Source organism: Roseixanthobacter finlandensis, assembly GCF_043195105.2.
GTDB lineage: Bacteria > Pseudomonadota > Alphaproteobacteria > Rhizobiales > Xanthobacteraceae > NCEH01.
This window is the reverse complement of sequence record NZ_CM195536.1, coordinates 1,679,624-1,695,358: the sequence shown is the minus strand read 5'-3', so window position 1 is coordinate 1,695,358 and position 15,735 is coordinate 1,679,624. Positions and strand designations below refer to the sequence as shown.

15 protein-coding genes and 1 tRNA gene are annotated in these 15,735 nt (G+C 65.2%); 12 read left to right on the top strand and 4 right to left on the bottom strand.

Features of this window, described 5'->3' with window-relative positions; translation table 11 throughout:
- Positions 1–69: 69 nt before the first annotated feature.
- Positions 70–1,371 (bottom strand): urea ABC transporter substrate-binding protein, encoded by a 1,302-nt coding sequence (gene urtA, locus V5G24_RS07830; RefSeq protein WP_394084688.1) that lies wholly within the window; start codon positions 1,369–1,371, stop codon positions 70–72.
- Between the two features lie 494 nt (positions 1,372–1,865).
- Between urtA and V5G24_RS07825 the strand changes: the two genes are divergently transcribed.
- A complete protein-coding gene (locus V5G24_RS07825) occupies positions 1,866–2,477 on the top strand; it encodes a carbonic anhydrase (protein WP_394084687.1) in 612 nt (203 codons plus the stop codon).
- A 123-nt stretch (positions 2,478–2,600) separates the two neighbouring features.
- A complete protein-coding gene (gene mgtE, locus V5G24_RS07820; RefSeq protein WP_394084686.1) occupies positions 2,601–3,965 on the top strand; it encodes a magnesium transporter in 1,365 nt (454 codons plus the stop codon).
- Between the two features lie 103 nt (positions 3,966–4,068).
- On the opposite strand, the gene V5G24_RS07815 is transcribed toward mgtE, so the two are convergent.
- The gene (locus V5G24_RS07815) at positions 4,069–4,320 is read right to left on the bottom strand and encodes a hypothetical protein (RefSeq protein WP_394084685.1); all 252 of its coding nucleotides are present in this window, start codon (positions 4,318–4,320) and stop codon (positions 4,069–4,071) included.
- A 187-nt stretch (positions 4,321–4,507) separates the two neighbouring features.
- Here V5G24_RS07815 and V5G24_RS07810 point away from each other — a divergent pair, with 187 nt between their 5' ends.
- The 3 genes from V5G24_RS07810 to V5G24_RS07800 all read left to right on the top strand — a co-directional run bounded on the left by V5G24_RS07810 (position 4,508) and on the right by V5G24_RS07800 (position 7,641).
- On the top strand, positions 4,508–5,830 hold the full coding sequence (locus V5G24_RS07810) for an HdeD family acid-resistance protein (RefSeq protein ID WP_394084684.1): 1,323 nt from the start codon (positions 4,508–4,510) through the stop codon (positions 5,828–5,830).
- A complete protein-coding gene (locus tag V5G24_RS07805) occupies positions 5,827–6,984 on the top strand; it encodes an MFS transporter (RefSeq protein WP_394084683.1) in 1,158 nt (385 codons plus the stop codon). The genes V5G24_RS07810 and V5G24_RS07805 overlap by 4 nt, the downstream gene beginning before the upstream one ends.
- A gap of 138 nt (positions 6,985–7,122) precedes the next feature.
- Entirely contained in the window at positions 7,123–7,641 is a 519-nt protein-coding gene (locus V5G24_RS07800) for a hypothetical protein (RefSeq protein ID WP_394084682.1), read from the top strand.
- Positions 7,642–7,936: 295 nt separating this feature from the next.
- Here the strand turns inward: V5G24_RS07800 and V5G24_RS07795 are convergent.
- Positions 7,937–8,013, bottom strand: a tRNA-Pro gene (locus V5G24_RS07795).
- A gap of 147 nt (positions 8,014–8,160) precedes the next feature.
- On the opposite strand from V5G24_RS07795, the gene fabI reads away from it, so the two are divergent.
- The 4 genes from fabI (at position 8,161) to V5G24_RS07775 (ending at position 10,631) form a co-directional block, all read left to right on the top strand.
- A complete protein-coding gene (gene fabI, locus V5G24_RS07790; protein ID WP_394084681.1) occupies positions 8,161–8,988 on the top strand; it encodes an enoyl-ACP reductase FabI in 828 nt (275 codons plus the stop codon).
- A gap of 10 nt (positions 8,989–8,998) precedes the next feature.
- Positions 8,999–9,553 carry a hypothetical protein gene (locus V5G24_RS07785; RefSeq protein WP_394084680.1) on the top strand — a complete coding sequence of 185 codons (555 nt, stop codon included), beginning with the start codon at positions 8,999–9,001 and terminating at the stop codon, positions 9,551–9,553.
- Positions 9,554–9,637: 84 nt separating this feature from the next.
- Positions 9,638–10,045 carry a hypothetical protein gene (locus tag V5G24_RS07780; RefSeq protein ID WP_394084679.1) on the top strand — a complete coding sequence of 136 codons (408 nt, stop codon included), beginning with the start codon at positions 9,638–9,640 and terminating at the stop codon, positions 10,043–10,045.
- Position 10,046: 1 nt separating this feature from the next.
- Positions 10,047–10,631, top strand: a complete 585-nt coding sequence (locus V5G24_RS07775) for a histidine phosphatase family protein (RefSeq protein WP_394084678.1) — start codon at positions 10,047–10,049, stop codon at positions 10,629–10,631.
- 62 nt (positions 10,632–10,693) lie between these two features.
- On the opposite strand, the gene V5G24_RS07770 is transcribed toward V5G24_RS07775, so the two are convergent.
- Complete coding sequence (locus V5G24_RS07770) at positions 10,694–12,013, bottom strand: hemolysin family protein (protein WP_394084677.1); 1,320 nt, start codon at positions 12,011–12,013, stop codon at positions 10,694–10,696.
- Positions 12,014–12,203: 190 nt separating this feature from the next.
- Here V5G24_RS07770 and aroC point away from each other — a divergent pair, with 190 nt between their 5' ends.
- The 3 genes from aroC to V5G24_RS07755 all read left to right on the top strand — a co-directional run bounded on the left by aroC (position 12,204) and on the right by V5G24_RS07755 (position 15,637).
- Positions 12,204–13,319, top strand: coding sequence for a chorismate synthase (gene aroC / locus V5G24_RS07765; protein WP_394084676.1), 1,116 nt, complete (start codon positions 12,204–12,206; stop codon positions 13,317–13,319).
- Between the two features lie 66 nt (positions 13,320–13,385).
- Positions 13,386–14,696, top strand: a complete 1,311-nt coding sequence (gene ribB, locus V5G24_RS07760; RefSeq protein WP_394084675.1) for a 3,4-dihydroxy-2-butanone-4-phosphate synthase — start codon at positions 13,386–13,388, stop codon at positions 14,694–14,696.
- 113 nt (positions 14,697–14,809) lie between these two features.
- Positions 14,810–15,637 (top strand): DUF1194 domain-containing protein, encoded by an 828-nt coding sequence (locus V5G24_RS07755; protein WP_394084674.1) that lies wholly within the window; start codon positions 14,810–14,812, stop codon positions 15,635–15,637.
- The last annotated feature ends 98 nt before the right edge of the window (positions 15,638–15,735 follow it).

The window sequence follows — 15,735 nt, the reverse complement described above, 5'->3', positions numbered from 1 at the left end:
CCTTCTTTCGAAGACACACCCACCGCACGGAGCCGCGCGGTGGGACGGCATTTCAGAACGCTCAGGCGTTCACTTGGTCGCGGTGCCGAGGCAGACCTTCTTGACCGAATCGTAGTTGCCGCACTTCAGCTGCACCCAGTCGGCCACCAGGTCCTTCGAGCCTTCCAGCTGCTTGGACCAGGCTTCGCCGGGGATCAGGTTGTCGGTCTTCCACACCACGTTGAACTGGCCATTGTCCTCGATCTCTCCGATGAACACGGGCTTGGTGATGTGGTGGTTCGGCAACATTTCCGAGACGCCGCCGGTGAGGTTCGGCTGCTTGGTGCCGGGCAGTGCATCGATCACCTTGTCCGGATCGACCGAGCCGGCTTTGGTCACGGCCTGCACCCACATGTTGAAGCCGATGTAATGGGCTTCCATGGGATCATTGGTGACGGCCTTCGGATTCTTCATGAAGGTCTGCCACTGCTTGATGAAGGCGTCGTTTTCCGGCGTCTTGATCGACATGAAGTAGTTCCACGCCGCGAGATGTCCCACCAGCGGCTTGGTGTCGATGCCGGCAAGCTCTTCCTCGCCGACGGAGAAGGCGACCACGGGAATATCGGTGGCCTTGATACCCTGGTTCGCCAGCTCCTTGTAGAACGGCACGTTGGCATCGCCATTGATGGTGGAGACGACCGCCGTCTTCTTGCCCGCCGAACCGAACTTCTTGATGTCGGCAACGATGGTCTGCCAATCCGATTGGCCGAACGGGGTATAATTGATCATGATGTCCTCGGACTTCACGCCCTTGGACTTCAGATAGGCTTCCAGAATCTTGTTGGTGGTGCGGGGATAGACATAATCGGTGCCCGCGAGCACCCAGCGCTCGACCTTCTCTTCCTTGGCGAGATAGTCCACCGCCGGAATGGCCTGCTGGTTGGGGGCGGCGCCGGTGTAGAACACGTTGCGCTCGCTCTCCTCGCCTTCATATTGCACGGGGTAGAACAGGATCGAGTTCAGCTCCTTGAACACCGGCAGCACCGACTTGCGGCTCACCGACGTCCAGCAGCCGAACACCACGGCAACCTTGTCCTTCGTGATGAGCTCGCGCGCCTTTTCCGCGAACAAGGGCCAGTTCGACGCGGGGTCGACCACGACCGCCTCAAGCTTCTTGCCGAGTACGCCGCCCTTCTTGTTCTGCTCGTCGATCAGCATCAGCATGGCGTTCTTCAGCGTCGTTTCGCTGATGGCCATGGTGCCGGAAAGGGAATGCAGGATACCGACCTTGATGGTCTCTTGGGCGTTGGCTGCCCCGATGCTTGCCGCGAGGGCGGCCGCTGCCGCCAGCGCCCCGATGCCTTTGGTGGTCCGTCCCAGAAATTCGAGCATACGCTCTCTCCGTGTTCGTCGGCCGGCGCGAAGCCAGCAACCACGAAGAGCAAGGGGCGTGCCACAATTCCGACAAACCCCGGAGGGTTGCGCCGCGCGCACTCGACGCCCGGCACACCCCGCCTAATTTGTATACAGTCGAATAAATCTGATTATAAATTCACCAATTGATTAAAAAATAGCCCCTCCGGCGATGGGGCATTGCCCCATTGCCGCGGCGGTGGCCCGCTTTCCGATCGGATCACGGGCGGGCCGGTTAAAGAACGTTAAACAAGTAAAGCAGAACGATCACCGAAAACGGTACGCCCAGCAACCACAGTACAAAACCGCGCATCGTCTTTACTCCTTCGGGTTTTTACGCTCTGAAAGGAAAACGCCGCGCTTGCGGAAGCGTTCCCCGCACCGTACGCAATCCACCACGTTGCATCGCGGAAAACTTGACCGCAGACGCAGCACGCTCTTTTGTGGCGCGTTTGCACGCAGCGAGGAAAAGCATGGACACTCTGCTCGAAGGATACCGGCGGTTTCGCGAACTCTCGTGGCCCACCTACAAGGATCTGTTCGAGCGCCTCGCCGCGCGAGGCCAGAAGCCCCATACCTTCGTCGTCGCGTGCTCCGACAGCCGGGTCGATCCTCAGCTCATTTTCGATGCGGGCCCGGGCGAATTGTTCGTGGTGCGCAACGTGGCCAATCTTGTGCCGCCCTATGAGCCGGACGGGAATTATCACGGCACCAGCGCGGCCCTGGAATTCGCGGTGCGGGTGCTGGAGGTGGAGCGCATCGTCGTGCTCGGCCACGCCCAGTGCGGCGGCGTCCACGCCCTGCTGGAAGGCGCCCCCGCGCTTGCGCGCGATTTCGTAGCCAGTTGGATTACCATCGCCGAACCGGCGCGCGCGGAGACCCTGAACGCCAACTTGCCCCCCGCCGAGCGGCAGCGTTTCTGCGAATTGTGCTGCGTGCGCCTGTCGCTGCGCAACCTGGTGACCTTCCCCTGGCTCAGCGAACGAGTCGCCGCGGGCCAGCTTAAGCTGCACGGCGCTTATTTCGGCGTCGCCACCGGCAAACTGGAATTGCTGGGCGAAGACGGCGCGTTCCATGCCGCATGAGACGCGCGGCCAATGCGACGCACGATCAAGAGAGAGCCTGTCACACGCGCTTTACCCCTTCATCATACAGGCTTGATTTGACATCGGGCGTGGCGTCACACGCCGGGCTGGGAGCTCAGGATCATGAAGCAGGACACCATCGATCCGGTGCAGGCGACTCTGTTGCCTGAAAATGCCGGGCGCCGCCACGTCGCGGACATTGTCGAGTTCCTCAATCAGAAAGAGCTTTCCGAGGCGGTGCAATTCATCACCACCTTGCCGAACGAATGGGCGGTTGAGGTTCTCGATCAGCCCGACTTCGACCTTGCTTGCGAGGTCATCGAGACGCTGCCGCAGGATAAGGCAGTGGCTCTGCTGGAAGGCATGTCCAGCGATCGGGCAGCCGATATCCTGCGCTGGATCGATGATCCGGTGCGCGGCGAGTTGCAGCATCGCCTTTCGCCCGAAACGCGCGCGGCCATCGCCCATCTGCTGACCTATCCGGAGAATACCGCCGGCGGCCTGATGACCACCGAATATGTCAGCGTTCCCGCCGACTGGACCGTGGAACAGACCCTGGTCCATCTGCGCGAGGTCGAGGCCTCGCGCGAAACCATTTATGCCATCTACCTGCTGGACCCCGCCTCCAAGCGCCTGGTGAACGTGGTGCGGCTGCGCCGGCTGATCTCGGCCAATCCCGCCGACTCGATGCTTTCGCTGGCCCAGCCCTACGAGGTCATCACCACCAAGCCGCTCACCGACCGCGAGGACGTGGCGCGGCAGATGGCGAAATATGACCTCATCGCCCTGCCGGTGGTGGACAGCACCCACCATCTGCTCGGCATCGTCACCTTCGACGACATGATCGACGCCATGATCGCCGAGCAGACCGAAGACGTGCAGCGCATGGGCGGCATGGAGGCCATCGACCAGCCTTACATGCAGATTTCCTTCCTGCAGATGATCAAGAAGCGTGCCGGCTGGCTGTGCGTTCTCTTCCTCTCGGAAATGCTGACCGCCAGCGCCATGCAGGTCTATTCGGACGAACTGGAGAAGGCGATCGTCCTCGCGCTGTTCATTCCGCTGGTCATGAGCTCGGGCGGCAATTCCGGGTCCCAGGCCACCTCGCTCATCATCCGCGCGCTCGCCCTGCGCGAGGTCCGGCTGAAGGACTGGTACCGCGTGGTCTTGCGCGAAATCCCGACCGGCATCGTGCTCGGTTCCATCCTGGGCGTCATCGGCATCATCCGCATCGTGGTCTGGCAGGAGCTGGGCATTTTCGATTATGGTGAGCATTGGCAGCTGCTGGCGATCACCATCGGCGCCGCGCTGATCGGCATCGTCACCTTCGGCTCGTTCGCCGGGTCCATGCTGCCCTTCATCCTCAAGCGCGTCGGCTTCGATCCGGCGAGTGCATCCGCCCCGTTCGTCGCGACGCTCGTGGATGTCACCGGCCTGATCATCTATTTCAGCGTCGCCTACGCGATCCTGCGCGGCACGATCCTTTGAGGATGCGGCCGCTTCGCTGAACAAAAAGCCGGAGCCCCCTGCGGCGCCGGCTTTCTTTTCGACCTCGGGAAGCTCGACCGTGCGACGGCGCCGCGCGACGGACTCAGTGATTCACGATGAATTTCATCAGCGCGCCATAGCCCCCCTCGCCTTCGCCGACGGGTGTTTCGTCCCGCGCTTCGGCGGCGGCTGCTTCGGTCAGATCGCGGGCGGAGAGGTCGAAACCGCGCGCGGTGAGGAAGTTCACCGCATCGTCGGTGGTCATGAAATCCGTGACCGCCTGCGCCAGGGTCTCGCTCAAGGCGGTGTTCCCCGAGGCATCGGCCTTCAGCCGTTCAATATCCGTATCGCCCATTTTGGCCTCCGCTGCGTTCGTGTCATGGCTGGGAGGTCAACGGCGGAACCCTGGCCGTGTTCCCAATTCCCGCTCAAGTGCCTACCGCAATCGGCGCCACTGGACGCCCGAAGCGTCGCCAGCTACCTAAATATCTCACGTGCAAATGCACGCTGAAGGACTTCAGCCCAGAGGCGACGGGTCACGCATGGGGCAGATCGCGTTTCTTCTCATCGGTTCGGAATCGGTACGTCAACGCTGGTTCGTGATGGCGGGGCTCGGTGCCTTGCTCGCGGCCGCCGGCGGGTTCTTGATCCTGGATGCTCAGGACGGACAAACCCTGCTGCCGAATGGGGTGCTCGGCTTCGTTTTCCTTCTGGAAGGACTATTTGCAATCCTCACCGCGCTTGCGGGACAGGTCGGCGTCAGCCGCACCATCTCCACGCTCAAGGCGGCCGGGCTGATCGTGATTGGCTGCCTGATCATCCGATATCCCGACGCCAACACCTACATCGTCACGATCCTGTTCAGCGCCGCTTTCGCCGTCGACGGAGCCACGCGGATCGGCACCGCAAGCATCGTGCGCTTCCGCAATTGGCGGCTAGTGGTGGCATGGGGCATCTTCGAGCTGTTGCTCGCGCTGGTGATCGCCGCCGACTGGCCGATCCCACGGGCAAAGAACATCCATTTCTGCGTCGGCCTGCTGCTGCTGTTCTCCGGCTGGGTGTTGATCCGCATGAGCCTGATGATCAAATCGCTGGAGCCGGAGGCGGCGATCCTCACCTTGCCCATGTTCGGCGCACGCGCCTGGTATGACCATGCCCCAGTGCTGCTCGGAGACGATCCGCGTCCGAAATCCTCCGAAGCCATGGTGGTGCGGGTGTGGACGCCGGTCGGCTCGGCGGATGTCGCCAACCGGCGCGTCGTCATGGACCGCTATATTGCCGCGCTTGATCGCAAGGGCACCATATCCACCGGCCATGCCGCGCTGGACCTGCCGCCGGACGTCTATATCAGCCATTATCCCGCACAGGAGATCGAGCAGAGCGCCGGTGCGTTCATGAATGCGCTGCGCGCGACCGTCGACAACGATATCCCCGGGCGCTTCCAGCCTTCCTACGAGGTGGAGCGGACCGGTTGGTGCGACGCGGACGCCGAGGTGGCGTTCCGCAATTTCAACGCCCGCCGCCTGCGCGCCTTCTGGATCGGCTATCGCCAGGAGAACACGTACAATCTCACCAACCGCAATTGCTCGGTCGCGGTCGCATCGGCGCTCGATGCGGCGCTGGAGGGCACTTTGGCCTCGCCCTATCCCTGGCTGCGGCTGCTGCGCCTCATGTGCAATCCCGACCTCTGGGTCGCGGCCGCCATCCGCGCCCATGCCGAGGCCATGACCTGGACCCCCGGCCTGGTGCTGGATTACGCGCGCGCCCTCCATCGCCTCGTGGAACCGACGCGCATAACCTGGTTCGAGCGGCTGAAGGGCGCGCTCGCCATCCTTCTTCCCAGATCGAAAGCCCCTGCCGCATGACATCCCAAGAGGCCAGCGCACCTGCGCCCGCGCACCTGCTGTCGCGCGGCGCGGTGATTCTCACCGCCATGATGTTCGGCCTCACCTACAGCCTGAGTGCGGCGCTGATCGCGCTCGACCTGGCCGGGCGGGGCATTAGCGATGCCGTGATCGGCGCCAATGCGGCCATGCACGCGGTTGGCGTCCTGGCCACCGCCCTCGTCCTTCCGCGGCTCGTGGCGAGCGTGGGTCCACGCCGCCTCATCCTGACCGCCCTGGGGCTCGCGGCGCTGACGCTGATGGCATTCCCCCTCACACCAGCAATCTGGCTCTGGTTTCCGCTGCGCTTCGTCCTGGGCGCGGCCTCCGAATCCCTGTTCGTGCTGTCGGAGACCTGGATCAACAGCCTCTCCACCGAGCAGACCCGTGCCCGCGCCATGGCGGCCTATACCGCCGCCCTGTCCATCGGCTTCGCGCTCGGACCGCTGATCCTGTCCCTGGTGGGCGCACAGGGGATCTTGCCCTATGCGGTGGGGGCCGGCATGGCTGTGGCGGCCGCCTTGTTCGTCGCCTCCCCCAAGGTCGAGGCGCCGGTGTTCGAGGCGCCGAGCCATTCCGACCCCATGCATTATCTTCGCCTTGCCCCGCTCGCCATGTCGGCGACCGTGCTGAATGCCGCCATCGAGGCGGCCGGGCTCTCCTTCCTGGCGCTCTATGCCATCAATCTCGGCTGGGCCGAGCAGGAGGCGGCGCGGCTCATGTCCTGCATGATGCTGGGCGCGATCGTGCTCCAGCTGCCCATCGGCTGGCTGGGCGACAAGATGAACCGGCGGCATCTGGTGATCGCGCTGGCGGCGACGGCGACCGGCGGCGCGCTCCTGTGGCCCCTGGCGCTGCAAAGCCCGCTGGCGACCTATGCCCTGCTGTTTGTCTGGGGCGGCGCCTTCGTCGGCATCTACACCATCATGCTCACCGTCGTGGGCAGCCGGTTCCAGGGCAGCGCGCTGGTGGGCATCTATGCGGTGATGGGGCTCACCTGGGGCGGCGGGGCGCTGATCGGCCCGCTGGCGGCCGGCTTCGCCATGCAGATCACCTTGCACGGACTGGCGCTGTTCGCCGCCTTCGCTTGCGGCCTGTTTACCCTTGCGGCACTGTTCTTACGCAAGGAAAGCTGACCAACCCTACATCGAAACGCGGCGCGCTACGGTAACGCGGGCGCCGCGGACGCATCGCGTCTTGCGCGGGACTGTCACAGGTTCATGCTAGAACGTCACAATAACTTGAATTCGACAGGTTAAACCAGGGGAAGCGCGATGAAATCGATTTGGGGTGCCCTCCTACTCAGCCTGACCTGCGCCTTGTCGCCGGCCCTGGCCCAGGACGCCAAGAGCCTGCCGGCGAATTCGCAGCCGATGCCGCCCGCGAACTGGCTGTTCGTCCAGGTGGCCGATTCCGTCACAATCAGCGGCAACAAGATGACGCTGAAAGGCGTCGCGCCCCAGACCGTGATGTTCGCCGACCGCCCCGAGCGCATGACCGGGGACACCGCGACCGCCGATTTCGTGAAATTCTGGACTGTCGGCAAGGACAGCTTCCAGAAGGACCCGCCCAATGCCACCGTTTCGGTGACCGTGGACGGCAAGAGCGATGTTTCGGTGGTCGAGCTGACCGATCCGGAACTGACCGGGGACACCCTCACCTACACGATCAAGGTACTGAGCGACACCGCGCCCAAATCCGGCGAATCCGCCAGCCTGTTCATCGATTGGTGGGTCGCCGGCCGCGGCGGCTGCTATCGCGGCCCGTATGGCGGCCTGCACTGCCGCTGGTAGGCTCCAGCGCCTTTTTTGAAAATTGCAAACCCCGCCCGGTCATCCGGCGCGGGGTTTTTCTTTTTCAGCCCGCCGATTCGTGCCCTCACGCGGGCGATCACCTGCCCTGCGCGACGCGAATCATGCAACCCGCCCGGCCCTACCGTCGGCGATTCGCGCGGCGCTCGCCTCGTTCCCGGGAAAGGGCGGCAAAGCGCTTATGGGATAAGGATTATGTTGCCCCGCGGCTTTGCGGGGAAAACTGGGACGTGGATTTATCATTGAAGCGAACGGGCGGGAAACCGTTCAAAATCCTTGGTCGGAGTGGCAGGATTTGAACCTGCGACCCCCACGTCCCGAACGTGGTGCGCTACCGGACTGCGCTACACTCCGAACCAGGGCGCTGCCTCTAGCATGCGTTTTGGCAGGGAGGCAAGCGCGTTCTCGCGGAAGCTCGTCGTTTCGCCTTCGCTTGAACCCCCATCGCCCGCGTGCCATAGGAGGCCGCCTGTTACAGGACAACGAGTGAGGAGTGGTGGAATGTCGAGCGACAGCAACGCGAGCGGTCTCATGAAAGGCAAGCGCGGGCTGATTCTCGGCGTCGCTAACAATCGGTCGATCGCCTACGGCATCGCCAAGTCCGCCCGCGCCCACGGCGCCGAGATCGCCCTCACCTACCAGGGCGAGGCGCTGAAGAAGCGCGTGGAGCCGCTGGCGGCGGAACTGGGTGCCCATCTGGTCGGTCATTGCGACGTCACCGAGCCCGCCACCCTCGACGCGGTCTTCGCCGAAACGCAAAAGCTGTTCGGCAGCATCGACTTCCTGGTCCATTGCATCGCCTTTTCCAACAAGGACGAGCTGGACGGCCGCTACGTGGACACGACGGCGGACAATTTCGCCAAGACCATGTTCATCTCCTGCTATTCGTTCACCGCCATCGCCCAGCGGGCCGAGAAGCTGATGACGAACGGCGGCTCGTTGGTGACGCTGACCTATTACGGTGCGGAAAAATGGATGCCGCACTACAATGTTATGGGCGTCGCCAAGGCCGCGCTCGAAGCCTCGGTGCGCTATCTCGCCGCTGACCTTGGGCCAAAGAACATCCGTGTGAACGCCATTTCCGCCGGCCCCATCAAGACCCTGGCGGCCTCGGGAATCGGCGATTTCCGTTACATCCTCAAATGGAACGAGCTGAATTCGCCGCTGCGCCGCACCGTCACCACGGACGAGGTGGGCGATGCCGGCGTATATCTCATCTCCGATCTGTCGCGCGGTGTCACCGGCGAGATACATCATGTGGACGCCGGTTATCATATCGTTGGCATGAAGCATCCCGACGCGCCGGACCTCGCGCTTGTGCGGGAATGAGGAGACGCTGATGATTCGCTCCGCCAAGATCCACACCCGTGCACTCTTCCTGGGCCTTGCCCTGCTCGCTGGCGGCGGAACCGCCGGAGCGCAGACCCAGATGCAGATTCAGGTGCCGGTGGGCTCTGGCGGCGCCCCACCCGATTTTAACGCCTATCCGCTGCGCGACCGCCTGTTCGGACCCGGCGGGGCGATCTTCCCCGATTACGTCAACCCGCCGAGCGAGGGTGCGCCCGCGGGCAGCCCGCCGGCCTATGTGATCGGCGCCGCTCCGGGCATCCTGTTCGGCGCGGGCACGGCGGACCTCCTCTGCCAGCCCGCCGGCCGGCCGCAGATCCAGGTGATCAGCGCCCCGGCGGGAGCCAGGATTTCGGTCACGCCCGGTGCCTTCACGATAACCGGCACCGATGCCGGCTCGACGCTGTGCTACGGCCGGCCCATGGTCGGCAATGTCGTCCGCGTCTCCGGCAAGGGGCCGCGCGTTGGTGGTCCCGTGGTGCTGCGCGTGACCTATCCGCCGATCGGGGCGTGGTACGATCACCAGGTCATGATCCCGGCCCGCTGAGCCGCGCGCGTCCCGGCTGGGGAAGCGCGCCGGAGGCGGCGCACGAAGGAGGGGGCGATGCAGGGGCGGGCGAAAAGGGGGCTGATGAAGGCATTTGGATGGGCGGCGGCAGCCCTTTGCCTCGCCCTCACCGCGGCAAGCGCCCCCGCGCTGGCTGGCCCGGACAATGATCCCGATGCCTATGTCACCAATTATTTCACCGGCGGCGGCAGCGGTGGAATCCTGTTCGCGGCGGGCACCGCCAACCAGGCCTGCCTCAATATCGGCCCTCCGGCGATCGAGGTGATCAGCGCATCGCCCGGCGTTCGCCTGTCGATCCGCCCGGGCACGTTCATCGTGACCGGAACCGATTACGGCTACATGGTGTGCGAGGGCCAGCGCATTCCCGGGACCATCGTCACCGGCACCGGCACGGGGACCGCGCAGATCCGCGTCACCTATCCGCCGATCGGCCAATGGTACATTCACACTCTTACCCTACCGGGCCGGTGAGATGGCGCGCCTGTTCCTGGTCCGCCACGGGGAAACCGATTGGAATGTCGCCGGCCGGCTTCAGGGGCGGCGCGATATTCCGCTAAACAGTCTCGGCCGGGCGCAGTCTGCGCAGGTCGGCCGGGTATTGCATCAGCTGGCGGGCGACGTGACGCCGCTGACCTTCGTTTCCAGCCCGCTGATGCGGGCGGTGGAGACCATGCGCATCCTGCGCACCACGCTCGACCTGCCGGCCGCTGGTTATCATCTGGATCCCCATCTCGCCGAACTGTCGTTCGGGCGCTGGGAGGGCAGCACCTGGCCCGAACTGAAGCGGCGCGACAGCCTTGCGGTGCGCGCGCGGGAGCGGGCGCCCTGGACCTTCGTGCCGCCTGAGGGGGAAAGCTATGAAATGCTGTGCGTGCGCGCCAGCACCGCGCTGGACCGCCTGAAGGATGAGGATGCGGTCGTGGTGACCCACGGCGGCGTCATTCGCGCCCTGCTTCACACGAAGGCGGGCATGCCGCAGGAAGAAGCGGCGCTCCTGCCCGTGCGCCAGGGCGCGGTCTATGTGCTTGCGGGCGGCGCCTTCCGCGTCGCCGAATAACGCCGAGTTGGACAGCGGGCGGGTCGACGAGGCCCCGCCCGGCGCAGATCAACCGGCGCGGATCAGTGCGCTGCGCCGGCGGTCTTCTGCCGGTGCAGCACCGGGGGACGCGAGACAAGCAGCTTGTCGATCCGCCGCCCGTCCATGTCGACGATCTCGAAGCGCCAGCCAAGCGAATCGAACACCGCGCCCACCTGCGGCAATTCCTTGATCTGCGACAGCGCGAAACCGGCCACCGTGTGAAAGCCGCGGTCGACCGGGAAATTCAGCTGCAGCACTTCGCGCAACTCGTCCACGGGCGCATCGCCGGAAATCAGGAATGAGCCGTCCTGGCGCTCCACCACATGGGGTTCGTCGTGCTGGTTGTCGTCGGAGATCGACCCGGTGATGGCCGCCAACAGATCATAGCCCGTCACCACGCCGACCATGTCGCCATATTCGTCGACCACGATGCCCATGGGCACCTCGGCACCGCGCAAGGTGCGCATGGCCTCCAGCGCGCCCACGGTCTCCACCAGGAAGGTGACCGGCTGCACGAAGGTGCGCGGGTCGGGCGTTTCGCCCTTCAGATAGGCGTCGAGCAGGCGCTTCGCCTGGATCACGCCCACCGTCTCCTCCGGAGACTTGTCGCAGGCCGGCAGGCGGCTGTGCGGGGTGGACAGGATGATGTCGCGCACGTCCTCCGCGCTGCCGGAAATATCCACCCATTCCACGTCGGGCCGGGGCGTCATGATCGCAGTGACGGGGCGGTCCGCAAGGCGCATGACGCCGGAGATCATGCGCCGCTCGGCGGGCTCGATCACGCCGGCTGTCTCGGCCTCGTTGATGATGGCGCGGATTTCCTCGTCCGTGACGCCGCCTTCCTGGCCACCCGAATTGCCGAGCAGCCGGAGCACGCCGCGGGTGGAGACGTCGAGCACCCACACCACCGGCGCGCCGACCTTGGCGAGGCCGACCATCATGGGCGCGACGATGCAGGCGAGGCGCTCGGGATTCTGGAGCGCGAGCCGCTTGGGGATCAGCTCGCCCACCACGAGCGAGATATAGGTGATGCCCGCGACCGCCACGGCATAGCCGATCGGTTCGGCGAGCCGCACGGCAACGCCCGCGCCCTCCAGAACCTGCCCGAGATAGGCGCCGAGGCTTGCGCCGGAGAAGGCACCTGCCAGAATGCCGATCAGCGTGATGCCGATCTGAACCGTGGACAGGAAGCGGCCGGGCTCCGCCCCGAGGGCGAGCGCTGCCTTGGCGCCCTTGTGGCCATTGTCCGCCTTGTGGCGCAGCCGGGCCGGGCGGGCCGAGACGATGGACAGTTCCGCGGCAGCAAGAACAGCGTTCAGGAGAACGAGGAAAAGGACTATCAAAATTTCGATGATGGGCATGGCGGGAAAATCGGACCCTTCCGTCCGCCTCTCCATAGCACAGCCGCGCCGCAATGGGCGAGGCCGTGTGGTATTTTCGCGAAGCCGCGCGGCTTTATCGCGGCGGGCACGCAGCCGGCCGGCCCGCCGCAGACATTGTGCTTTTTCCTGGACCGACCTAGACAACCTCAGCACATCACACAGGCAGGCCATGTCCTTCAATACGTTCGGCCATATGTTCCGGGTCACGACCTTCGGCGAGAGCCACGGCGCCGCCATCGGCTGCGTGGTGGACGGCTGCCCGCCGGGTCTTCGCTTCGCGCTGGAGGACATCCAGGCCGCGCTCGATCGGCGGCGGCCCGGCCAGTCGCGCTTCACCACCCAGCGGCGTGAGCCGGACCAGGTGCGGATCATCTCCGGCACGCTAGACCATCCCGAGGGCGGGCTCGTCACCACCGGCACGCCGGTCGCCATGCTGATCGAGAATATGGACCAGCGCTCGAAGGATTATTCCGACATCGCCGGCAGCTACCGGCCGGGCCATGCGGATTTCACCTACGACATCAAATACGGGATTCGGGACCATCGCGGCGGCGGCCGTTCCTCGGCGCGCGAGACCGCAACGCGGGTGGCGGCCGGTGCGCTCGCCGCCAAGGTGCTGCCGCAGACGAATGTGCGCGCCGCGCTCGTGCGCATCGGCGAGATCGAGATCGACCGCGCCCGCTGGGACTGGGTGCAGGTGAATGAAAATCCCTTCTTCTGCCCCGATGCCGGCACCGTGCCCCTGTGGACCGACTATCTCGACGCCATCCGCAAGCGCGGCTCGTCCGTCGGCGCGGTGGTGGAAGTGGTGGCGGAAGGGGTGCCGGGCGGCCTCGGCGCGCCGCTCTATGCCAAGCTCGACGCCGATCTTGCCGCCGCCTTCATGGGCATTAACGCGGTCAAGGGCGTGGAGATCGGCGAGGGCTTCAACGCCGCCCGCCTCACCGGGGAAGAGAATGCCGACGAGATGCGGCTCGGCAATGAGGGGCACCCGGCCTTTCTGTCGAACCATGCCGGCGGCATCCTCGGCGGAATCTCCACCGGCGCGCCCATCGTCGCGCGGTTCGCGGTGAAGCCCACCTCCTCCATCCTCACCCCGCGCCGCACCGTGGATAAGTTCGGCGCCGAGACCGACCTCGTCACCAAGGGCCGGCACGACCCGTGCGTCGGCATCCGCGCCGTGCCGGTCGGCGAAGCCATGATGTCGTGCGTGCTGGCGGACCATCTGCTGCGCCATCGCGGACAGGTGGGAGCATCGCCCGCATGGCCCTTCCCGCAGGCCTGATTTCAGTCACAATGAATTTTCAGAAATTTCATTGTCACTGAAAATAAGTGCTGCTAGCGTCCCGGCATGAAGCTCGCGGAATGGCTCGAAAGCACCGGGACCAAGCGCAGCGCCTTTGCCAGGCAGGTCGGGCTTTCGCCCGCCAGCGTGACGGCGCTGTGCAATGACGCGCGCGCGTGGATCTCCCGCGAAACCGCCGAGCGGATCGCCGAGGCCACGGGCCACGCCGTCACGCCCAACGACTTTCTCGGCCTGCCCGCGCCCCGCATCCGAGGTTTGCCCGTGACCGATACCGTTCAATCCCGCGTTCAGCTTGCCATCGAAGCCATCGCCCGTGGCGAAATGGTCGTGGTCACCGACGACGACGACCGCGAGAACGAGGGCGACCTCATCCTCGCCGCCTCCCTCGCCACGCCCGAGAAGATGGCCTTCGTGATCCGCAACACCTCCGGAATCGTCTGCACCCCGGTGCCGGCTTCCGAGGCCAAGCGCCTGCGCCTGGAACCCATGGTGGCAAACAATGATGCCCCCATGGGCACCGCCTTTACGGTTTCCATCGACGTGCGGCACGGCACCACCACCGGCATTTCGGCAGAGGAGCGCACCAACACCGTGCGCGCACTCGCCAATCCCAACATGGGCGCGGGCGATTTCGTGCGGCCCGGCCATGTCTTCCCGCTGATCGCCAAGGATGGCGGCGTGCTGATGCGCTCGGGCCACACCGAAGCGGCGGTGGATCTGTGCCGCCTCGCCGGCCTGCCGCCCATTGGCGTGATCGCCGAATTGGTGAATGACGACGGCACGGTTCAGCGCGGGCCCCAGGTGACGGCGTTCGCCGAAAAGCACGGCCTCCACCGCATTTCCGTCGCCGACCTCATCGCCTATCGTCAGGCGCGCGAGAAGCTTGTCACCCGCTCGGCCGAATTCCCGGTGCCCACCAGCGTCGGCGAATTGCAGGGCTTCTCCTTCATCACCCCGTTCGATTCCGTGAACCATCTCGCGCTCGTCTACGGCCGCATCGGCGATGGCGAGAAAGTGTTGGTGCGCCTGCATCGCGCCGACCCGGTGGCCGATGCCTTCATGGGGGCCAAGGTGATCCAGAAGGCGCTGGAGCGCATCAAGACGGAGGGCCGGGGGGTGCTGGTCTATCTGCGCGACGGCACGGCCGGCGTTCCGCCCACCGCCATGGGTCCCGGCGAGAAGACCCCGAGCGAGCTGGAGCGCGATCGCCACTGGCGCGAGGTCGGCCTTGGCGCGCAGATCCTGCGCGATCTCGGCATCGTCTCCATTCGCCTGCTGGCCTCAAAGGCCCGCACCTATGTGGGACTGGCCGGCTTCGGCATCGAGATCGTCGAGACCGAGCACCTGGAAAGCTGAGGGTTCAGAAAGCCGCCGCCGGAAAATAGCGGCGGCTCACCTCTTTTGCACCGCCGGGGAAGGTGGCAGCATGCGTCGATCGTTCGTCGCGGCTGACACCTCCTGGAGGCGCCATGACACAGCGGATCGTGCGCCCGCCCCGCGCCCCGGCCCTTTGGCTTGCAATCCTGAGCCTGCTGATGCTGGCCCCGATACCGGCTGCCGCGGCGGATCTGCCGGTCGACGTCCAGCTGGTGCTGGCGGTGGACGTCTCCTTCTCCATGGACCCGGACGAGCAGGCGCTTCAGCGCGAGGGCTATGCGTCAGCCCTTGTCTCCGCTGAATTCCTGGATGCCCTGCGGCTTGGCCCCAACGGCCGGATCGCGCTCAGCTATATGGAATGGGCGGGCGAGCACGAGCAGAAATTGATCCTGCCCTGGCAGGTGATCGACGGGCCGGCGAGCGCGCGCATGGTCTCGGAGGCGATTCGCGCGGCACCGCTGCGCCGGGTCTACCGCACCTCCATTTCCAGCGGCCTGCTGTTCGCCGCGGATCTCTTCAAGGACAGCGGTTTCCGCCCCTTGCGCAAGGTGATCGACGTGTCCGGGGACGGGGTGAACAACCAGGGGCGGCCGGTGGAGCAGGCGCGCGACCAGGTGGTGGCCCGCGGCATCACCATCAACGGCTTGCCATTGCTGCTGAAACGGGCCGGAAACTCGCTCCTCGATATCGCCGACCTCGATTTATATTATGAGGATTGCGTGATCGGCGGTCCCGGCGCGTTCGTCATTCCAGTGCGGGAACAGGGCGAATTCGCCCGCGCGATCAAGACCAAGCTGGTGCTGGAGGTGGCGGGGGTGGAACCGCCCACGCCCCGCCTTCCGCTCATCAAGGTGGTGCAGCCGGCTCGCGTCTCCTGCCTCATCGGCGAGCGGCTGTGGCAGGAGCATTGGAACAATTGATCGTGCCGCAAAGCGGCCCCCGCCCCCCGATCGGCGGAAAATGTTTCACGTGAAACAATGGCTTAGCGCGGACGAACAGCGGTTTACTGGCGCTTCTC